General features: G+C 35.9%; 16 protein-coding genes. 14 read left to right on the top strand and 2 right to left on the bottom strand.

Annotation, left to right across the window (positions count from 1 at the left end; genetic code table 11):
* The first annotated feature begins 34 nt into the window (after positions 1-34).
* The 6 genes from NQ185_RS00160 to NQ185_RS00135 all read left to right on the top strand — a co-directional run bounded on the left by NQ185_RS00160 (position 35) and on the right by NQ185_RS00135 (position 2,423).
* The gene (locus NQ185_RS00160; RefSeq protein WP_257579497.1) at positions 35-334 is read left to right on the top strand and encodes a DUF4830 domain-containing protein; all 300 of its coding nucleotides are present in this window, start codon (positions 35-37) and stop codon (positions 332-334) included.
* Positions 335-480: 146 nt separating this feature from the next.
* Positions 481-1,194 (top strand): hypothetical protein, encoded by a 714-nt coding sequence (locus NQ185_RS00155; RefSeq protein WP_257579496.1) that lies wholly within the window; start codon positions 481-483, stop codon positions 1,192-1,194.
* A 79-nt stretch (positions 1,195-1,273) separates the two neighbouring features.
* On the top strand, positions 1,274-1,507 hold the full coding sequence (locus NQ185_RS00150; protein WP_257579495.1) for a hypothetical protein: 234 nt from the start codon (positions 1,274-1,276) through the stop codon (positions 1,505-1,507).
* A 135-nt stretch (positions 1,508-1,642) separates the two neighbouring features.
* Entirely contained in the window at positions 1,643-1,843 is a 201-nt protein-coding gene (locus tag NQ185_RS00145) for a hypothetical protein (RefSeq protein ID WP_306999689.1), read from the top strand.
* Positions 1,833-2,099 carry a zeta toxin family protein gene (locus NQ185_RS00140; protein WP_257579494.1) on the top strand — a complete coding sequence of 89 codons (267 nt, stop codon included), beginning with the start codon at positions 1,833-1,835 and terminating at the stop codon, positions 2,097-2,099. Before NQ185_RS00145 ends, NQ185_RS00140 begins: the two co-directional genes overlap by 11 nt.
* Before the next feature lie 21 nt (positions 2,100-2,120).
* A complete protein-coding gene (locus NQ185_RS00135; RefSeq protein ID WP_257579493.1) occupies positions 2,121-2,423 on the top strand; it encodes a hypothetical protein in 303 nt (100 codons plus the stop codon).
* Between the two features lie 21 nt (positions 2,424-2,444).
* Here NQ185_RS00135 and NQ185_RS00130 read toward each other — a convergent pair whose 3' ends face one another.
* Positions 2,445-2,801, bottom strand: coding sequence for a low molecular weight protein-tyrosine-phosphatase (locus NQ185_RS00130; protein ID WP_306999687.1), 357 nt, complete (start codon positions 2,799-2,801; stop codon positions 2,445-2,447).
* 1,382 nt (positions 2,802-4,183) lie between these two features.
* Between NQ185_RS00130 and NQ185_RS00125 the strand changes: the two genes are divergently transcribed.
* Both NQ185_RS00125 and NQ185_RS00120 read left to right on the top strand, forming a co-directional pair.
* On the top strand, positions 4,184-5,638 hold the full coding sequence (locus tag NQ185_RS00125; RefSeq protein ID WP_257579492.1) for an alpha/beta hydrolase-fold protein: 1,455 nt from the start codon (positions 4,184-4,186) through the stop codon (positions 5,636-5,638).
* 406 nt (positions 5,639-6,044) lie between these two features.
* Positions 6,045-6,254 carry a hypothetical protein gene (locus NQ185_RS00120; RefSeq protein ID WP_257579491.1) on the top strand — a complete coding sequence of 70 codons (210 nt, stop codon included), beginning with the start codon at positions 6,045-6,047 and terminating at the stop codon, positions 6,252-6,254.
* Positions 6,255-6,885: 631 nt separating this feature from the next.
* On the opposite strand, the gene NQ185_RS00115 is transcribed toward NQ185_RS00120, so the two are convergent.
* Entirely contained in the window at positions 6,886-7,092 is a 207-nt protein-coding gene (locus tag NQ185_RS00115; protein ID WP_257579490.1) for a hypothetical protein, read from the bottom strand.
* 936 nt (positions 7,093-8,028) lie between these two features.
* Here NQ185_RS00115 and treP point away from each other — a divergent pair.
* The 6 genes from treP (at position 8,029) to NQ185_RS00085 (ending at position 19,050) form a co-directional block, all read left to right on the top strand.
* Positions 8,029-9,993, top strand: a complete 1,965-nt coding sequence (gene treP / locus NQ185_RS00110; RefSeq protein WP_257579489.1) for a PTS system trehalose-specific EIIBC component — start codon at positions 8,029-8,031, stop codon at positions 9,991-9,993.
* Positions 9,986-11,653 (top strand): alpha,alpha-phosphotrehalase, encoded by a 1,668-nt coding sequence (treC, locus tag NQ185_RS00105; protein WP_257579488.1) that lies wholly within the window; start codon positions 9,986-9,988, stop codon positions 11,651-11,653. Before treP ends, treC begins: the two co-directional genes overlap by 8 nt.
* Before the next feature lie 805 nt (positions 11,654-12,458).
* Complete coding sequence (locus tag NQ185_RS00100; RefSeq protein WP_257579487.1) at positions 12,459-13,952, top strand: class I SAM-dependent DNA methyltransferase; 1,494 nt, start codon at positions 12,459-12,461, stop codon at positions 13,950-13,952.
* A complete protein-coding gene (locus tag NQ185_RS00095; RefSeq protein ID WP_257579486.1) occupies positions 13,942-15,171 on the top strand; it encodes a restriction endonuclease subunit S in 1,230 nt (409 codons plus the stop codon). The genes NQ185_RS00100 and NQ185_RS00095 overlap by 11 nt, the downstream gene beginning before the upstream one ends.
* On the top strand, positions 15,150-18,161 hold the full coding sequence (locus NQ185_RS00090) for a type I restriction endonuclease subunit R (protein ID WP_257579485.1): 3,012 nt from the start codon (positions 15,150-15,152) through the stop codon (positions 18,159-18,161). Before NQ185_RS00095 ends, NQ185_RS00090 begins: the two co-directional genes overlap by 22 nt.
* Positions 18,162-18,438: 277 nt before the next feature.
* Positions 18,439-19,050, top strand: coding sequence for a DUF4145 domain-containing protein (locus tag NQ185_RS00085; RefSeq protein ID WP_257579484.1), 612 nt, complete (start codon positions 18,439-18,441; stop codon positions 19,048-19,050).
* Positions 19,051-19,336 lie beyond the last annotated feature (286 nt).

Genomic DNA, 19,336 nt, shown 5'->3' with positions numbered 1-19,336 from the left:
TCGGTCATTCAGACGAAAGCTGAATAAAAGTACCTTGGAACCTCGTGACTTTAGTCATGAGAGGTTCAGAAATGCAGAAACTCCAAACGAAGTTCTAAGTGGTTTTGAAGCAAACGGTATTACATTTTTAAATGACTATATAGGTAAAGAGGTTACGCAATACACATATGAATTAAAGGAAAAAGATATTGAAGGAAAACGTTTGAAAGCAATCCTATATGAAGAAAAAGAAAAGATCATTGGGGGCTATGGCGTGCTACCTAGTTGGACACCAGGTTTATTTAATTTAGATGATAAACAAAGTCTAATTAATGAAAGAAATATTAAACATTAAAAAAATTCATTAAGTTAAATTTAAATGTTCCTATTCGATCATTGGAATGTAGTACGAATGTGTAAGAAAATATTTTCATGTATGTATCAGGTGTATGGGCTCACAATCTATATTATTTCAAAATAATTCTTATAGGGGAAAAAGTTATGAAGAGAAAAATAAGCATAGGACTTTTATTAATTATATTCATAATTGTTCTTTCATTCTATACTTTTAAATATTTATCAAATACTAATAATCCAAATTTACTTTCGAATTTAGAAGGAACAATTTATTTTATTGAAAGAATTGATGGCACGCTAACTTTATTTAAGTCAGATGCCGCGCTGAAAAATAAAACCCTTCTATACAGCCATAAAGGGAAGGGGAAGGACAGTCTCGGGGGTTATAATGATAATATTTGGGGCTTCCATTATGATCAAACGAATAAAACGATTTCCTTTATTGCGATGGATAATGGTTCTTGGAGTTTGTTTTCCTTAAAAGAAGGGGAAGAAAAGCCGACCTTACTCCAAAAAGACGTTATGGAAATAAGTACAGATTATATCCAGGATCAATCTGAAAATGTATCCGTTATTTCAAGGAAGGGTTCGCTCTATTTGTTGGAAGATGGAAAAGAAAAAACAATAAAGAAATTTTATGGCATATATGATAGTAAATTCACTGGGTACCGGCCAATTGGGTTATCACCGGATGGAAAATACCTTATTTATTTTTCGATGGAACACGCAACGCCAATCGGTGCTATTTTTGAAGGCTTGGTTAAAGATTCTGTTGGAAACATGTATATCATGGACTTATCAACATTGGAGAGTACCAAATATGTAAATGCATATCAAATACAATGGATTATGGACTAGGTTTGTTCGCGAATGGAATATACTAAAAAGGCTGCACCCATAACCTAGGGCTACTCAAAAAGAGTTAGGGGGTATTTCTATGTTGTTTTTTAAAGGAAATTCAAAAAATGTATGGATGAACATAGATAAACCAACAAAGAAATGTACAATTCACACAAACTGTTCTTATCTTGATAAAAAGTCAGAAACAAAATATAAAGGAATATTAGAGTTAAAGAGAGATGGTGGATGGTTAAAATTTGATTCCAAAAATGAAGCGAAAAAGTATCATCTAAACAATTGTGGTACATATAGCTTGATAGAACATTGCTAATTCTTGTGGTTAATTTTGGAAAATATCACATAAAATAATAATCTTTTTTTTCAATTCATCGATTATCCAGCAGACGAATGATATATGCCTTCTGCAATTATCTACTATAATTTCTAGTAAGGTGGTGTTTATCATATGTTGGAAGAACAAAGCAATGTACCAAAAAGAAAATTTGCTTGGGCTGACAAATGGGTGAAGATGACTGGCGAACGGGCAAGAATTGATGCAAAAGTGAATAATACGTATATCATGTACGAAAAGAATGGAAAACTTGTTAAAGAATTCCCAAATGGCGATGTAGTACCTTTAACAGATGAGGATCATCATGAAACATAAGCACAATCCTATCCTCTATGTGTTCGCAGGAAATAATGGAAGTGGAAAAAGCACAATCCGGAACTTACTCATTGACAAAATCGGTGTTGAAATTAATATTGATCCAGATGCGATATCAAGAAGAATAGATCCGATAAATCCGGAATCGAAGAGGGTAACGGCAGGAAAAGAAGTAATAAAATCAGTAAGTAGATACATTGAAGAAGGCAGAGATTTTTCTATTGAGACAACACTTGCTGGCGGAAATGCTATTTGACAAATAGAAAAAGCAAAAAAGATGGGTTATGAAATCACTATGTTTTATGTAGCTCTTAGTAATGTAACACAAAACATTAAGCGAGTTGCCATGAGGGTGAAAAAAGGTGGCCATAATATTCAGACAGAGGATATCCTCAGAAGAAATAAAACCTCTTTTGATCATTTATACCAATTTGCACATATGATTAATAACCTTGTGATAGTCGATAACAGTCAAGATGATGGGGAAATTATACTTGAAATTAATAATGGAATGATCACATTCGAGGCTAAAAGTTTACCCGAATGGGTACTTCCTGTTAAAGAACAATTTAAATTTTAGATAGGCAGAAATTACATTCACTTACGTATAATTAGAAAACGCACACCTGACAGTAGAGGGTTCGGTTGATGGAAAGAAAATTGAATTCAGGCACCTCTTTCTATTGCTTTCATCCATTCCAATAATATAATCGTACTTCCAAAAGTCTTCTTTCTTCAGTCTGCGTCCAATAAGCCCGTTGGAAGAGATATTGTATTTCTTTAGAATTTCAAGAGTTCCTTCGTGCGGAGGGAAGCCGATTTGCCATAGACTGGTTGCAGCTGAATCAACTTCGATTTTCTTTGTAAAATTTTCATTTTTAACTAAGTAACGAAACAAGGCTTCAGCCATTGGTGAACGGCAAATATTCCCCAGGCACACTAACAAAATGTTGATCATGACTACCTATTTTTAATAATCATATTTTTCCATTTTAATATTCTTTGTTGCAATGAATTATGTATTTATAAAATAATGGAGTGGATAAAACACCATGATTAGAACAAAATCAGCTCTGTATACATCCATCCGTAATGAAAATTTTCTACTTTCCATTTCTTTTTGTAATAACAACATATGTACAAAACAGAAATATTGGACGACTTTATATTTAAATTGATAAATAAAAAATAATTAGTTGCAGTGGTTGTGGATTGGGGCGAAGCAGTCCAATCACAAAAACAAGTATAGAGTATATAATTTGATGAATAATTGACTATTAATCTATCTATAATTTTTGGAGATGAGAGCGCTCGCTGATAAACAACAATCCTTTGAAAATTTGCCTTTGGCATATTGGACAAAGTTAATATGATAATAGTAGTTACCACTAAACCCCTTGTTTTAGTGGTATTTTTATGTAAAGAATAATAGACGCGAAGATTACCGTAATCTACCTTTTTCAGTATCTTTTCAAAAACAATAAATGAAATTATTCCATCGATTACTCGTTAAAATAGAAGCAGTAGAAAAACGTGACATACGCATGGTCGTTTGAGGAAGGGGGTCGTAATGCAAGAGGAATTTCAATGGATTCAAGAAGTGCTAAATGGGAACAAGCAAGCCTATTCATACATTATTAATAAACATAAAAATCAGGCGCGAACGAGGAGGTTCTGACCCCATAGCCTCAGCAATGCCGTAAAAATGTTAGACATAAACTGATAGGCCTTCTTGTCAAAGTAGATGGATGCTTGTCCCTTAATATTAGATAACTTATAGTTCTACAAGTCTCTCTTTTCTACATGGATAAACGTGTCGATAAGTTTTCATTTACAAACTTTCTACCATTATTCATAATAATCATTGGATTCTGTTAAATATAAAAATTAACATCTGGTAGCACGTCTTTTTATAACCTCACTGAGAAAAGGAGGCATTTCTCATCAGTTTTATACAAAAGTAATAGTATTACACTTGGAGAATAATTTATGAATATACAAAAAAACTATTTCATAATCTTACATTAACATTGATGTGAAATATCAAATAAGATGGCCTCAATACGAAAAAGTAGAAAAGATTTCATAACGGTGCATTATTTCCAATAGAGTGCACTGTTTTTAGCGTTAATTAGTGACTATCGTAGTGCAGCTTATTAGTAAAATGGTCATCATGATATTTCAAAAATAAATTGCCAGCATGTCTAGCTATCTATGTTCGTATAAAACAAGATAGTTAGCAATTTAACAGGGAATGGAGGGGAGAAGGTTCTATTGTGTTCTTTCAAGTACTTGTAAAGTATTTGAAAGAAAAGAATAATTGTGAAGGAGCGTATGATAATGGCAAACTTATCTCTAGACTTTAAAAAAACTATTTCCATTAGAATCATGGCGGTTTTGATACTAGTTTTAGCGATGTTTTTGGGCTTATCCATGACTGCGGTCGCTGACGAGGAACTGGTCGAGGGGCCGACTGTTATGAAGGATCCTGATTCGCCGACTGGCTACACCGTACGGTTTGTTTACAAAAATGAAGACGCTGCCAGCGTGACGTTCGTCGGTGACATGCTATTGAGGAATTGGGCTGATCCTACTGATACGAAAGTATACACGCCATACGAGTATAAGCCCGGTTTGATGCGCGGCGGCGGTGCGTTTGAGGCAGCAATGGAAAAGCGTGACGGCGGCTATTGGGTCATGGAAGTACCGCTAGCAGCTGGAGCTAATCAATACTGGTTCTATGTGGACGGTAACAGAAACTACTGGGTGCCGGATCCTGCTAATTCGCCTAAATTCGCTCCAGATGGACTTACAGGAAATGCCAGACGTGCTTTTAATGCGGTGTATGTACCGTATGATCCAGAAAAACAGGACGAAATCATGGGAGCACGTGAGATTGAAAACCCTAGAACTGACGAAAAAACAGGTACATGGGATTATGTAGAAATACCAACTCAAATCAATGGCAAGACACGTTATCTAGGCGTCTATCTACCATATGGATATGATGAAGACCGAGAAGAGCCATATAAAACGATTTACATGCAACATGGCAGCGGCCAGGATGCTTCTGACTGGATGAACATCGGCAGCGTACCAAACATAATGGATAACCTACTCGCAGATGGCCTTACAGAACCAGCTATTGTTGTTACAACGGACTCTACGTACCTTGGAAATGCTCAACAAGGATATCCAAACTTGTTCAATATCATCCTGCCGTTTATTGAAGACACCTATAATGTTTCGGAGAATGCTGCTGATCGTTCATTTGCCGGTCTGTCGATGGGTGGGGCTATCACAGCAAATATCATAAACTATGATGCTACGAAGTTCGGATACTATGGTGTATGGAGCGGCGGCGTGAGAGTAAGTCTCGATGCGGAGAATCTTGGGGTTCCATATATTCTATTTGGCGGAGGGCAATATGACTTTGGGTTGCCAAATCCGAACCAAGTAGCCGCATTTGACGATACTGACGCGAATTATAAGAATCTAGTAGTTGCCGGTGGTCATGATTTTAATACCTGGAACCAGTTATTCACGATGTATGCCAGAGACTATTTATGGAAGCCGGAAGTGTTTATTATTGACAATGTTCAAAGACTTCTTGACGGGTATCTTGCTGACGGATCGATAAGTAATGCTGGAATATATAACAGTTTAAAGACCAAAATCAAGAAAGGAAATTTCACTCCATTTATAAATGAAGTAAAAGCTCAAAGTGGTAAACACATAAGCAGTGAGGCAGCATCTACACTACTTGAGCTTGCAGATAGGGTCAGTTCAAAATAATAGAATGTATGATGAAATAGCTGGATGACATTGTATTACCAATGTCATCCTCTAGTTCTTCTTTATTAAACAATTAGGTGCAGATACCGCGGATTTGTCGAAATTCGCTCTCACATCATCATAGATAATACTAGGTTAACTTTACCGCGGTGATTATTACGGGCAAATAGGACAATATTATGAGGAAACTGGTAAGGAAGAGATCATCCATCTTCTATATATAGAAGATGGTTCTTTTTCGCAGTTTAATCAACAAGAGGATAGCTGAGGCAAGTGCCTCAGCTTTTTATTAATGCTTTTTAAACCAAAGGCTCTGCTTGCGTGAAAACAGAAATTGTAGAGTTGTAACAAAATAATCTCCAAACGTTATAACAACTTTTTAAAAAAACTTCAAAATGGCAAAGGTATGGATGAACAACAATGTGAAAGAATCTATCAGGAATTATACGATATTATCGAAGAGATTTACTCGTGGGAGGAAATTCCAAAAGTTTTAGTAAATATGTTTATTGATTTTCGTGAATTAGATTTGTTTGGCGGTCAATATCAAGATGAGCTCAAACAACATAAAGGGGCAAATAAAATTTATGAAGCGTATGTACGTATTTTAGTTTAATTTTTGGTTGAACCAGTTAGAGATGAGAAACATAACAGTTTGATATACAAATAGTTATATATGTGACCAGCGACACAAAAGTACAAGGATGAAGGCCTGAACCCCAGTGTATGCCCCAATATTATTACGTTTTTTTATATTAAAACGACCTCGATAAACTTAAGCCTGATGTTGAAGAATTTAAAAAAGAAATTTCATTACTTGAGAGTATGAAAGATTACTTGAAAGCTGGAAGGTTAAGAACGGAAGACTGTTTAACATTAATCGAGGATAGAATCACGTTTACGTATTCCTAAATAAATAGGGATAAAAATTTAAATCAATCACTAGGTCAACAGAAACGCTCATCCTTGTTAGGAGAATTACCATCTGGATATCGTTCAGCAGAAAAATATATAAACTGTGATTGCGTTTATGGAGTAGCACAAATAATGGCAATTATACTTAATACAAGCAATATGAACCATTGTAATTGTTAATAGTTGCAAAGAATGTGTTGTTAAATGTACAACTGCGTGCTGAGCAAAAATGACATTTGTATAGGTTGATGATGGATGAGCTAGAATAATAGAAGAGCTAACTGATATCTATTAAAATATCAAATCAAAGAAAGTATGATTCATATCCTTTTTTATAGTGTTACAATTCTTGTCCAGGGAACTATGCTTCCAGGCGCAATATTATACGTGCCCATGTTTACTGGATCTGTTACCATCTGACCAGTTTCAATATTATATACAACTTCAAAGCGACCATCTGATGATATAAACTTCACATTATAAGCAGGATCATAATCGTTTACTACATAGCGGTGGTATCTGCACTGAATAGTTGCCATTTTTCATATGCAAAAAGCTCAATCATTTCTTCTAATTAACCAGGCGCCTTTCCGTATTTATTCAATTCATTGCGGAAATAATGGAGCTCTTCTGTGATGTATGGAAGTTGTTTAACATATTGATCAAATGTATCAAAAAACAAATTAAAATGCTTATGTTCATACAAAAGCTCTTGATTATCCATCAAATCGTGCATATACGTGTGAGAATAGCATGTGATGCTATTGCTTTGGAATCATCCAATACATACTATTTTCTATGCTGTGACCGAATTTTATCGTATTGCTTTAAGAATTCAATAAAGTATTTTTCTGATAAAAAGTTAGTTTATAAGTCTACTTGAACAGAGGGATAAATTATGTTCATTTGCAGACGAGAGTATCCATACGTCGAAATTGATAACACGACAAGAAGGATAATCACAATCATTATTGGCGGCTGAAATTTGATTGTTCTCCGAATATCCAATTTCTCTTCTTCCTCCATGTTGGCATCTCGTTTATCTTCTTTTTCTTCCTGAAATTTTCAAGAGATTTGTCTAATATAAGTACCAAGAAAATGTACTATTAAAATTAGCCAAAAAATAGGAAATGCAAGTTTTACACAAGAATTATATTGAAAGCTAAAAAAAGTATATTGAAAATAAACTGCGATACAAAAAGCAATAAAAAGCTTATACGAACTGTAAAACAGTCCGTTAAACATATGGAACAAAAATGTCATTGGGCAACGAAAAAGAGTATATCAATATGCAAATTCTATAAATACACCAGGTGAAGATATATATCCAAGAATTCGGCAAATGTTGCCATTTTTCCATCCATTTGTATATTATGTTTTGACCCATGGCTTTCTGGGAAACATACAGTAATATGTTTTTTGATTTGAATAGCTATTTAGACAAGTACGGATTTACATGAAAGGGGTCACATTGCATGGCAAGTAATGGAGAAGCCAATCAGATTTTAATCTATGCTCCCGTAAGTGGTAATGTGGTGGCTTTAGAAGATGTTCCAGATCCGACATTTTCTCAAAAAATGATGGGGGATGGCATTGCGATTGATCCTACGGATGGGAAGGTGGTCGCTCCATTTGATGGAGAGGTCCTTCATATTTTTCCAACTAAGCACGCCATTGGGCTTCTAAGCCATTCGGGACTTGAATTATTGATTCATATTGGTTTAGAGACAGTTTCTCTAAATGGAGAGGGTTTTGAAACACATGTCAAGTCAGGGGATCGGGTAAAAGCAGGAGACAAATTAGTCACTTTTGACTTGGATTTTATTAAGGAAAAAGCGAAAAGTCATGTCACTCCGATTATTGTTACAAACGGAGACCAGTTCGAGGAATTACATAAAACGAATGAGAAAGATGTTATTGCATTAGACTCGATTCTTTTGGGAACAGCGCCAAAGGGAAAGGCCGAGCCTAAAAAAAATGAACAAATGACAACATCCACAAATGGGGTCCAGTATGGTAAAGAGGCAGAAGAAATTGTTGCTGCAGTCGGCGGCGTAGAGAATATAAATGCAGCCACCCATTGTGTCACCCGTCTGCGTTTTGCGCTAAAAGATGAAGATAAGGTTAACAAAGCAGCCCTAGATGATATGGGAATCGTAAAAGGAACGTTTTCGGCAAATGGCCAATATCAAATTGTAATTGGCCAAGGTACTGTTGATAGGGTTTATAAAGCAATGGTTCAAGAGACGGGTGTTGCCGAAGCATCGAAAGAGGATGTTAAAGCAGCGGGCGGAGAAAAACTAAACCCACTGCAAAAAGCAATAAAAGTATTGGCGGATATTTTTATTCCGATTTTACCGGCCATTGTAACTGCTGGTTTATTAATGGGTATTAATAATATATTAGCGAATCCGGGAATCTTTGGCAAAGGCGCACCTGCACTTATCGAGACATACCCACAATGGGCTGGTATTGCAGATATGATTAATATCATTGCGAATACAGCCTTCACATTCTTACCTGCATTAATTGGTTGGTCAGCTGTTAAGAGGTTTGGGGGCCATGAATTACTTGGTGTTGTCCTTGGCTTAATTCTTGTCCATCCAGACTTAATGAATGCATGGGGATATGGCTCAGCAGCTGCGGAAGGTAAAATCCCTACTTGGAATATCTTTGGGCTCGAAATAAATAAGGTTGGGTATCAAGGACAAGTACTTCCAGTACTATTTGCTTCATGGGTTCTGGCTAAAATAGAAATCTTCCTTAGGAAACGAGTCATTGATTCACTTCAATTATTGGTGGTTGCACCAGTTGCGTTATTGGTAACGGGCTTTTTGGCATTTGTTTTAATCGGTCCTGTTACATTTACAATCGGAAATTGGATTACAGAAGGATTGGTATACGTCTTTGATGCAGTGCCAGTTATAGGAGGACTAGCATATGGTGCATTATATGCTCCACTCGTCATAACCGGTATGCATCATACGTTTTTGGCGGTAGATCTGCAACTAATCGGTAGTACGGGAACGACCTTCTTGTGGCCCATTGTTGCTTTATCTAACATTGCCCAAGGTGCAGCTGTATTTGCCATGATGCTAGTTGCAAAAGATGAAAAGTTAAAAGGGTTGGCAGGAACATCTGGAATTTCTGCCTGGCTTGGAATTACGGAGCCTGCAATGTTTGGTGTTAACTTGCGGTATCGATATCCATTTTTTGCAGCAATCACTGGCACAGCGATTGCTGGAGCTTTTATCACATTCCAAGGAGTAAAAGCAACTTCAATTGGTGTTGGAGGCATTCCTGCGATATTATCGATTTTGCCGTCTAATTGGGTATCGTTTTTAATTGGCATGCTTATCGTCATTGTCTTTCCGTTTATCGTTACGTATTTTATTGCAAAACGGAGGTTATCACTACCTGGGAGTGAAGGTAATGAGTGAAGCTTGGTGGAAAAAGGCAACAGTGTATCAAATTTATCCAAAAAGTTTTAATGACACAACCGGAAATGGTATTGGTGATATACAGGGAATTATCCAAAAGCTAGATTATCTCAAAAAGCTAGGCGTCGACGTGATTTGGTTAACACCTATTTATCGATCACCGCAAAAAGATAATGGGTATGATATTAGCGATTATTACTCCATTGAACCAATGTATGGGACAATGGCTGATTTCGAGCAATTATTGGAAGAAACCCATAAACGCGGTATGAAGTTAATTATGGACTTAGTCATTAATCATACATCGACAGAACATGAATGGTTCAAACAAGCATCCTTATCCAAAACAAATATGTACCGAGATTTTTATATATGGAAGGATTCTGTTGATGGAAGTGAGCCTACAAACTGGGAATCAAAATTTGGAGGTTCCGCATGGCAATATGATGAGAAAACGGGTCAATATTATTTGCATTTATTTGATGTAACCCAGGCAGATCTTAACTGGGAAAACCAAGAGGTTAGAGAGAAATTAGTTAAGATGATTCGCTTCTGGGCAGAAAAAGGAATTGATGGGTTTCGCCTTGATGTGATCAATTTGATCTCAAAGGATCAGCATTTCCCAAATGATCATACCGGTGATGGCAGAAGGTTCTATACCGATGGTCCTCGAGTCCATGAATATTTACATGAAATTAACCAAGCCGTTTTTGCGCCTTATAAAATGATGACTGTTGGGGAAATGTCTTCGACGACAATAGAAAATTGCATCCTTTATACAAAACCGGAACGAAAAGAATTGGATATGACCTTTCAATTTCATCATCTAAAGGTAGATTATCCGAATGGGGATAAATGGACAAAGGCACAATTTGATTTTATTAAATTAAAAAAAATCCTCTCCGATTGGCAGGTTGGTATGCATAGAGGCGCGGGATGGAATGCACTGTTTTGGTGCAATCATGATCAGCCACGTGCTGTATCTCGATTTGGCGATGATCAAACATATCATAAGGAATCAGCAAAAATGCTTGCAACCACAATCCATATGATGCAGGGAACCCCATATATTTACCAAGGTGAAGAAATCGGGATGACAAACCCTGATTTTACCTCGATTACTCAATACCGTGATGTGGAATCTTTGAATACATATGAGATTCTAAAGCAAAATGGAAAATCAGAGCAAGAAATAATCGCCACTCTCAGGCAAAAATCACGTGACAATGCCAGAACACCTATGCAGTGGTCGGCTGCTGCAAATGCTGGATTTACAACAGGTGTACCGTGGATTGAACTAGCCCGAAATTACAATGAAATTAACGTTGAAAAAGCAATGAATGACCCCAATTCGATCTTCAGTCATTATCAAAAGCTAATTGAGCTACGTAAAACGTATGACATCATAGCGTATGGGGACTATCATCTGCATCTAGCAAATGACCCTCAAATCTTTGCCTATACACGAGAATGGAAAAATGAAAAACTAATCGTAGTAAATAACTTTTATGCAAGAGAAGTTTCGATTGAAATCCCAGTAGATAGAGCAGAAAACCCACAAATTTTAATATCGAATTATACAGATACATCAAAGAGATTGCACAAAATTACGTTGAGACCTTATGAGTCAATCGTGTATTGGGATAAGGGGGAGGTTTAATAGAGGGTTATCATCAGAAAATAAACGTGATTTCAATACGAAAAGACACTTATAAATGTTGATAAAACAATGTTTATAGGTGTTTTTTTGTGCTGGAAAATGAATGGAAGAGGTGGGAGTTGTTATTTTATATAAGGAATTTCTTGTTTGTTTATTCTTAATAATCAATTTCTCCATAATCACCAATATTGTAATTGTTTGATTGCTTTAATGATTAAGAAGTAGTTAAAATTTATGATTGGCAATCCAAACTGATTACCAAGTTAAGCCTTATAAAACAAAAAGGAGTTCATTTTTGTTATCAAAGGTGTCCATTTCGACCATTCGACTTATATATAAAAGAGGAGGGCGATGAATAATTCCGGCTATTTACATTATTCATCTGTCCAAAATTCAGGCGGAATAAAAGTGAATATACTGTTAATTGGACAAACCCATTTACTGCGTTAGATACAATAAGGACAAAATGGATGAATCACGATAAATTCTGAAAAAGTTCGTGAGTTTAAAAAAATGATCCATATCGAACCAATCGAAGAGCACTATGATCCATTCAACTATTCAAATTGACCCGTCCATGGGTGCAATTTGACCAAAGCAATACCAGAGATTAACTACAGAGACTACTCAGAGATAAATAAATATTACTTTTTCCGGTACCATCCACTAGTAGAAAAAAATATACACTTTGAGTACGAAAAGTCAGCTAGTAATTTTATGGAGAACTAATTGGATATCTTTTAAATATTTTTATTTGGTATAATAGAACTAAATGCAAAATATGGCTTTTGAAGGAGATAGAGATATGGCGGTAATAGGTTTTGAGGAAAAATTATGGTCCGCAGCGGATAAATTGCGTAACAATATGGATGCTGCTGAATATAAACATGTTGTGTTAGGTTTAATCTTTTTAAAATATGTTTCTGATACATTTCAAGAAAAATGGAAAGAGTTAATGGATATCGATCCTGATTTTGCGGAGGATCGTGATGCGTATACCGCGGATGGGGTGTTTTGGGTACCGGAAATAGCTCGTTGGGGATATATTGCTGATCATGCAAAACTTCCTGAAATCGGTCAAATTGTCGATAGAGCTTTAGATAATATAGAAAAAGAGAATCCTACTTTAAAAGGAGTATTACCCAAAAATTATTCACGCCCTGAATTGGATAAGCGTATTTTAGGGGAAGTCATTGACTTATTCTCCAATATTGATGTAGGTGGAAGCTTAGCTCGAGAAAAAGATGTGTTGGGTCGAGTCTACGAATATTTTCTTGGAAAGTTTGCTGAAAATGAAGGAAAAGGCGGTGGGGAGTTCTATACTCCAAAAAGCGTTGTTACTTTGATGGTTGAAATGATCCAACCGTATAAAGGATATGTTTATGACCCTGCTTGTGGTAGTGGTGGTATGTTCGTTCAATCATTAAAATTCGTGCAAGAACATAGTGGAAATACGTTTGATATTTCCATCTATGGACAAGAATCAAACCCAACTACTTGGAAACTAGCCAAAATGAATCTAGCTATTCGTGGAATAGAAAGTAATCTAGGTAGTAAAAATGCGGATACATTCCATGACGACTTACATCCGTCATTAAAAGCAGATTTCGTGTTGGCGAACCCGCCATTCAACGATAGTGACTGGGGACAGCCACAGCTTGTAGAAGATCCACGTTGGAAATTTGGAACTCCACCAGCTGGAAATGCGAACTATGCATGGCTATCTCATATGATTGATAAACTAGGTCAAAACGGAAAAGCAGCAATTGTATTGGCAAATGGTTCATTATCTACAAATACTTCTAATGAAGGCGAAATCCGCAAAAACATCATCAATGCTGACTTAGTAGATGCAATTGTAGCCTTGCCGGATAAATTGTTCTATACAACAGGTATACCCGTTTCAATATGGATTTTAAACCGTAATAAAAAACATCCTGGACAAACCCTATTTATAGATGGGCGAAAACTCGGATCCATGGTCAACCGCCGTTTACGTGAATTAACATTGGAAGATATTCTTAATATGGCCGGCACGTACATTAACTGGCAGAACGAAGAAAACTACGAAGATATCCAAGGATACTGTAAAGCTGCGCGTCTAGAGGAAATTCGTGAACATGATTACATCTTAACCCCAGGAAGATATGTTGGAATTGAGGAAGAAGTAGAAGATGGGGAACTATTTGAGGAGAAAATGGAGCGGTTGACGAAAACCCTTGCCGAGCAATTTAAACAGTCACTGGAGCTTGATGAGGAGATCAGGGAGCAACTTGGGGTGATTGGCTATGAGTTATAGTGAGTGGAAGTTTGTGAAACTTGAAGATATTTCTGTTTATGTAACAGAAAAGATAAATACATCAGAAATAACTGAAGACAGTTACATTTCTACAGAAAATATGATCCCTGAAAAAGGTGGAATCACTAAAGCTTCTTCATTGCCAACTACTAAAAATGTAAATAAAAGTAGAGCGGGAGATATATTAATATCCAATATACGGCCGTATTTTAAAAAAATTTGGTACAGTAAATTTACTTATGGAGTATCAAATGATGTCCTTATTATTCGTCCGAAAAGTAGTGAAGTCGATAGTAGGTACTTATATTATTTTCTGTCTCAAAATAAATTTTTTGATTTTATGGTTGGAACTTCAAAAGGGACAAAAATGCCTAGAGGTGATAAAAATGCAATTATGAAGTATCAATTTAAATTGCCCCCAATCCATGAACAACAACAAATCGTAAATCTCTTTATTTCCTTAGATCATAAGATTCAACTTAACAACGGAATCAACAATACAATAGAAGAAATTACACAATCCATTTTTAAGAGCTGGTTTGTTAACTTTGAATTTCCAAATGAAAATGGCGAACCATATAAATCGAGTTATGGAAAGTTTGTGGAAAGTGATTTGGGGCTAATACCTGATGGCTGGGAAATCAAATTATTTAAAGATATTAGTAATAACTTTGATTCTCAAAGAGTTCCTTTGTCAAAAATGGAACGGGAGAAAAGAGAAAAGGTATATCGATATTATGGTGCTGCATCACTTATGGACTACGTTGATGATTATATTTTTGACGGTACTTATGTTTTAATGGGCGAAGACGGAACTGTAGTTACTAAAAATGGGTTTCCTATTTTACAGTATGTTTGGGGTAAATTTTGGGTTAATAATCATGCACATGTATTGCAAGGAAGATATCCTTTTTCCACTGAATATTTATATCTTTTGTTAAAGAATACAAATGTTAATAGTATTGTTACGGGCGCTGTCCAACCCAAAATTAATCAGAAAAACTTAAACAATATAAGAATTTTAATTCCAAACGACAAATTATTATGTTCATTTAACAAGCTAGTTCTACCTTTATTTTCAAAGAAAAAAATAGTAGAAGAGCAAAATAATGAATTGGTCCAAATCCGGGAAACCCTTCTCCCAAAACTAATGTCAGGAGAAATCCGCATTCCTGATGCAGAACAGGAGGTCGAAAGATGTTTACAGAAGGTCAATTAGAGAAAGTGGTAATTGAATATTTCCAAGAACTTGGCTATGACTACTTGCCTGCAAATCAGTTAGTACGGGATGAGAGGGAAGTTTTGTTATTGGATCGTCTACAAGCCGCCTTGGTTAAACTTAACCAAGGTGTGGCTTTGGATGTCATCCATCAGGTGATTCGGCAGTTGCGCCATTTTGATACGAATGATGTTTTTGCAAATAATAAAGTTTTTCATAAATATTTAACAGAATCTGTTGAGATTCCCGAGTTTGTAAATGGAGAAACAATCTATCATCGTGTGCGTTTGGTTGATTGGGATGAACCCAAATATAATGAATTTCTTGTGGTGAATCAATTAGAACTAATCGAAAAAGATTCAAAGAAAATCCCTGATGTTGTTTTATATATCAATGGATTGCCACTTATGGTGATGGAATTAAAAAGCACATCACGCGAAGAAGTGGATATTGAAGATGCTTACAAACAACTTAGAAACTACATGAATGTTCATATCCCTTCCTTGTTTTACTACAATGCCTTCCTCATGATTTCTGATGGAGTCCGAGCTCAAGCCGGAACGATTACGGCATCACTAGACCGTTTTTCCGCTTGGAAAAAAATCAATGCCGAAGATAAAGTAATCGAAAACCGCCAGCTTGATACGTTAATGTATGGTTTATTTGATCGAGAACGCATACTTGATGTCATTATAAATTTTACCTTATATTCAAACGAAGCTAAAATTATGGCGGCTTATCATCAGTATTATGGGATGAAAAAAGCAATTGCGTCTACAATCCAAGCTGTTCATGGAGATGGTAGAGCTGGGGTTATCTGGCATACTCAAGGCAGTGGGAAAAGCTACTCTATGACCTTTTTAGCAGGAAATTTAATTAAAAGCGAAACCTTAAAAAATCCGACTATCGTAGTGATTACAGACAGAAATGACCTAGATGGCCAATTGTTTGGAACGTTTTCTAGTGCAAGTGAATTTTTACGTCAAACTCCACTACAAGCGGAAAGTAGAAGCCATATCAAAGATTTACTAGAAAACCGGAAAACTGGCGGAATTATTTTTTCCACCATCCAAAAATTTGAAGAAGAAACAGGACTCTTATCAGAACGAAAAAATGTCATCGTCATGGTGGATGAAGCACACCGGACTCAGTATGGGGTAGATGCTAAGTATGACCTTGAAACAGGCGGGCTAAAATTCGGATACGCTAAATACTTACGTGAAGCTCTTCCGAATGCAACATTTATAGCATTTACAGGTACTCCGATTGAAACGACAGATAAATCTACAACGGGCTTATTTGGGGATCTAATTGATGTTTACGATATGACGCAAGCGGTTGAAGATGGTGCGACAGTTAAAATTTATTATGAATCTCGCCTTGCCAAGGTAAAGCTTGATGAATCAAAAATGAGTGAGATTGATAGAGAGTACTGGAACATGCAAGTAAATGAAGGTGTCGAGGGCTATACAGTTGAACAAAGCCAGAAACAATTGAGCCGCATGGAACAAATTATTGGCGACAAAGACCGTATAAAACAAGTTGCGGCGGATATTGTGCAGCACTATGAAGATCGTAAAAATCTTGTGGCTGGTAAGGCGATGATTGTTGCCTATTCAAGAAAGACAGCCTTTGCGATGTATCAAGAATTGATTGAACAACGTCCTGATTGGAAAGATCGGATTAAGATTGTCATGACTGCAAACAATCAAGATCCTGAGGATTTGGCGAAATTAGTAGGAAATAAACAAACGAGAAAAGAGCGGGAGAAGGAATTTAAAGATATTACGGCCCCTTTTAAAATCGTAATAGTAGTAGACATGTGGCTAACAGGTTTTGATGTGCCGGCCCTTGATACAATGTATGTGGACAAACCGATGAAGGCACATAACTTAATGCAAGCGATTGCTCGTGTCAATCGTGTGTTTCCTGGAAAAACGGGCGGTTTAATTGTTGATTATATTGGATTAAAACGGAATCTTATGGAAGCATTACAAACATATACGAAACGTGACCAAGATAAAGTACAGGAAAATGAGCAAGCACGTGTTATTGCTTTAAATATTTTAGAAGTATTAAAGAATATGTACCATACATTTGATTACAATGGATTTTTTACTGAAAGCGATAAGAAACGCTATGAAGCTATCCGGGATGGGGCGGAGTTTGCTCAATCTACAGAAAAACTCAAGTCTATGTTTATGACAGAAACGAAGAAACTGAAAGACGTGTACAAAATATCTACTGGCATACTCACATCTGCTCAAAAAGAAGAAATCTCTTATTTTATTGCAGTTCGATCTTTTATTATGAAATCAGAGCGACCAGGTATTCCTGACTTAAAGGAAATTAATGAACGGATTTCTAAGATGTTAGAGGATGCGATTTTAGAGGATGGGGTCATGGTTCTGACAGAAGCAACATCTTCTGAAAGCTTCGACCTATTAAATGAAGAGAATATTGAAAAGCTAAGGGCCATCCCGCAAAAAAATATTGCTACGACCATTTTAATGCGGGTGATGCAAGAAAAACTGAAAGATGTAAAGAAAACCAATATGGTCGTAAGCCAAAGCTTCTCAAAACGATTTGAAGTCATCATTGAAAGATACCATAACCGAAATGATCATCTTGATGTTTATGAGGTCTTTGAAGAACTCATTAAATTTAAAGATGAACTAGAAGCCGCCATTCAGGAAGGAAAACATCTTGGACTTTCCTACGAGGAAAAAGCTTTCTTTGATGTATTAGGTGCTGACCCGGACATTAAAAAGTTAATGGAAGATGAAATTTTAATTGCCATTGCCAAAGACTTAACGAAGACCGTTCAAGAGCATCGTACACATGACTGGGATAAGAAGGAACAAGCCCAAGCAAGAATGCGCCTTTTTATTAAGAAAGTTTTACGGAAACATGGATATCCACCAAACAAGGAACCAAAAGCGGTTGAAGATGTGTTGGAACAAGCTAAGTTGCAGGCGGCGAATATGTAAGAATTTAGGATGATTATTTTCCAAAATTATAAAAGATTTCTGGCCGTTCATTTGATTGCCAATAAAACGTAGAATGACGGAAGTAAAGATAGTAGGACAATCAAGATTTATTTTTGTTTTAAAGTTTGAGTCCTTACTTCCTTTGGACAAATTGACTTTTCTTTAAACTCACTTTGTAGGAAGTGTTTTTAAAGGATATATAGGAAACTGTAGTTTAGTAGATGAAAAATTACCATAAAGTTATTAACGAACAACGAGTGAGAAAGGTAGAATAAAAATGGATTTTGGTGGATTACTACATTGGAACACTAAATACGATAATAGCCATATGACAAGTACCAGAAGTTACACATGTGGCTATTGCGGGACCCATGTTTCTTCAGAAAAAGGGTTGAGGTTAGCTCAATATAAAGATGGTAGTGGAGATATAACTGGTAAAGGTATTTATTTATGTCCCAATTGTAAAGGACCAACTTTTTTCGATCTGTATGACGTACAACATCCTGGTTATTTAATAGGTCAAAAAATAAATCACATTCCAGAAAATGTTGATTCACTATATGAAGAAGCAAGGAATTCTTTTTCAGTAAATGCTTTTACCGGAGTAGTTCTACTTTGTAGAAAATTATTAATGAACATCGCAGTTTCTTACGGAGCCGTGGAAGGAAAATCCTTTGCTTCATATGTTCAATTTTTATTTGATGAAGGTTATGTTTCAAAAAGTAGCAAGCAATGGGTTGACCATATACGTAAGGAGGGGAACTCGGCTACACACGAAATAGAGATAAAAACTAAAGATGAAGCTGAGCTAATATTATTGTTTACAGAGATGATTCTAAAAAGTAACTATGAATATCCCGCTAGTATTCCAATAAAGAATGAAAACTAATTATTATTTTTGGAAGAACAAATTAATATTCTTTTTACTAATAAAAGAAACTTATTGCTTTTTTTAATTAAATTTGCAAATAACCGCGTTTTTGAGAAATTGCTATTGAAAAATACTTTTAAAGGTAAGGTTCTCTAAAAAGGGAGCCTTTAATCCTAGGGCAATAAAACGGATTAAATGTCCAAAGTGGTATTTTCGCTGTCATTGCCCGATAACTTGCTGAATATTTAATAAAATAAATATTAAAAGTATGGTAAAATATTACTATAGGTAAAGTATAAAATGT

This window comes from Lederbergia panacisoli, assembly GCF_024626525.1.
GTDB lineage: Bacteria > Bacillota > Bacilli > Bacillales > Bacillaceae_C > Lederbergia > Lederbergia panacisoli.
Note: the sequence above shows the minus strand (reverse complement) of the source record. Positions and strands in the feature narration are given on the sequence as shown.

What these genes read in the sequence shown, in the direction of transcription:
- NQ185_RS00155 (WP_257579496.1), top strand. Translation starts at nt 481, where the DNA reads ATGAAGAGAAAAATAAGCATAGGACTTTTATTAATTATATTCATAATT.
- NQ185_RS00150 (WP_257579495.1), top strand. Translation starts at nt 1,274, where the DNA reads ATGTTGTTTTTTAAAGGAAATTCAAAAAATGTATGGATGAACATAGAT.
- NQ185_RS00145 (WP_306999689.1), top strand. Translation starts at nt 1,643, where the DNA reads ATGTTGGAAGAACAAAGCAATGTACCAAAAAGAAAATTTGCTTGGGCT.
- NQ185_RS00140 (WP_257579494.1), top strand. Translation starts at nt 1,833, where the DNA reads ATGAAACATAAGCACAATCCTATCCTCTATGTGTTCGCAGGAAATAAT.
- NQ185_RS00135 (WP_257579493.1), top strand. Translation starts at nt 2,121, where the DNA reads ATGGGTTATGAAATCACTATGTTTTATGTAGCTCTTAGTAATGTAACA.
- NQ185_RS00130 (WP_306999687.1), bottom strand. Translation starts at nt 2,801, where the DNA reads ATGATCAACATTTTGTTAGTGTGCCTGGGGAATATTTGCCGTTCACCA.
- NQ185_RS00125 (WP_257579492.1), top strand. Translation starts at nt 4,184, where the DNA reads ATGGCAAACTTATCTCTAGACTTTAAAAAAACTATTTCCATTAGAATC.
- NQ185_RS00120 (WP_257579491.1), top strand. Translation starts at nt 6,045, where the DNA reads ATGGATGAACAACAATGTGAAAGAATCTATCAGGAATTATACGATATT.
- NQ185_RS00115 (WP_257579490.1), bottom strand. Translation starts at nt 7,092, where the DNA reads ATGGCAACTATTCAGTGCAGATACCACCGCTATGTAGTAAACGATTAT.
- treP (WP_257579489.1), top strand. Translation starts at nt 8,029, where the DNA reads ATGGCAAGTAATGGAGAAGCCAATCAGATTTTAATCTATGCTCCCGTA.
- treC (WP_257579488.1), top strand. Translation starts at nt 9,986, where the DNA reads ATGAGTGAAGCTTGGTGGAAAAAGGCAACAGTGTATCAAATTTATCCA.
- NQ185_RS00100 (WP_257579487.1), top strand. Translation starts at nt 12,459, where the DNA reads ATGGCGGTAATAGGTTTTGAGGAAAAATTATGGTCCGCAGCGGATAAA.
- NQ185_RS00095 (WP_257579486.1), top strand. Translation starts at nt 13,942, where the DNA reads ATGAGTTATAGTGAGTGGAAGTTTGTGAAACTTGAAGATATTTCTGTT.
- NQ185_RS00090 (WP_257579485.1), top strand. Translation starts at nt 15,150, where the DNA reads ATGTTTACAGAAGGTCAATTAGAGAAAGTGGTAATTGAATATTTCCAA.
- NQ185_RS00085 (WP_257579484.1), top strand. Translation starts at nt 18,439, where the DNA reads ATGGATTTTGGTGGATTACTACATTGGAACACTAAATACGATAATAGC.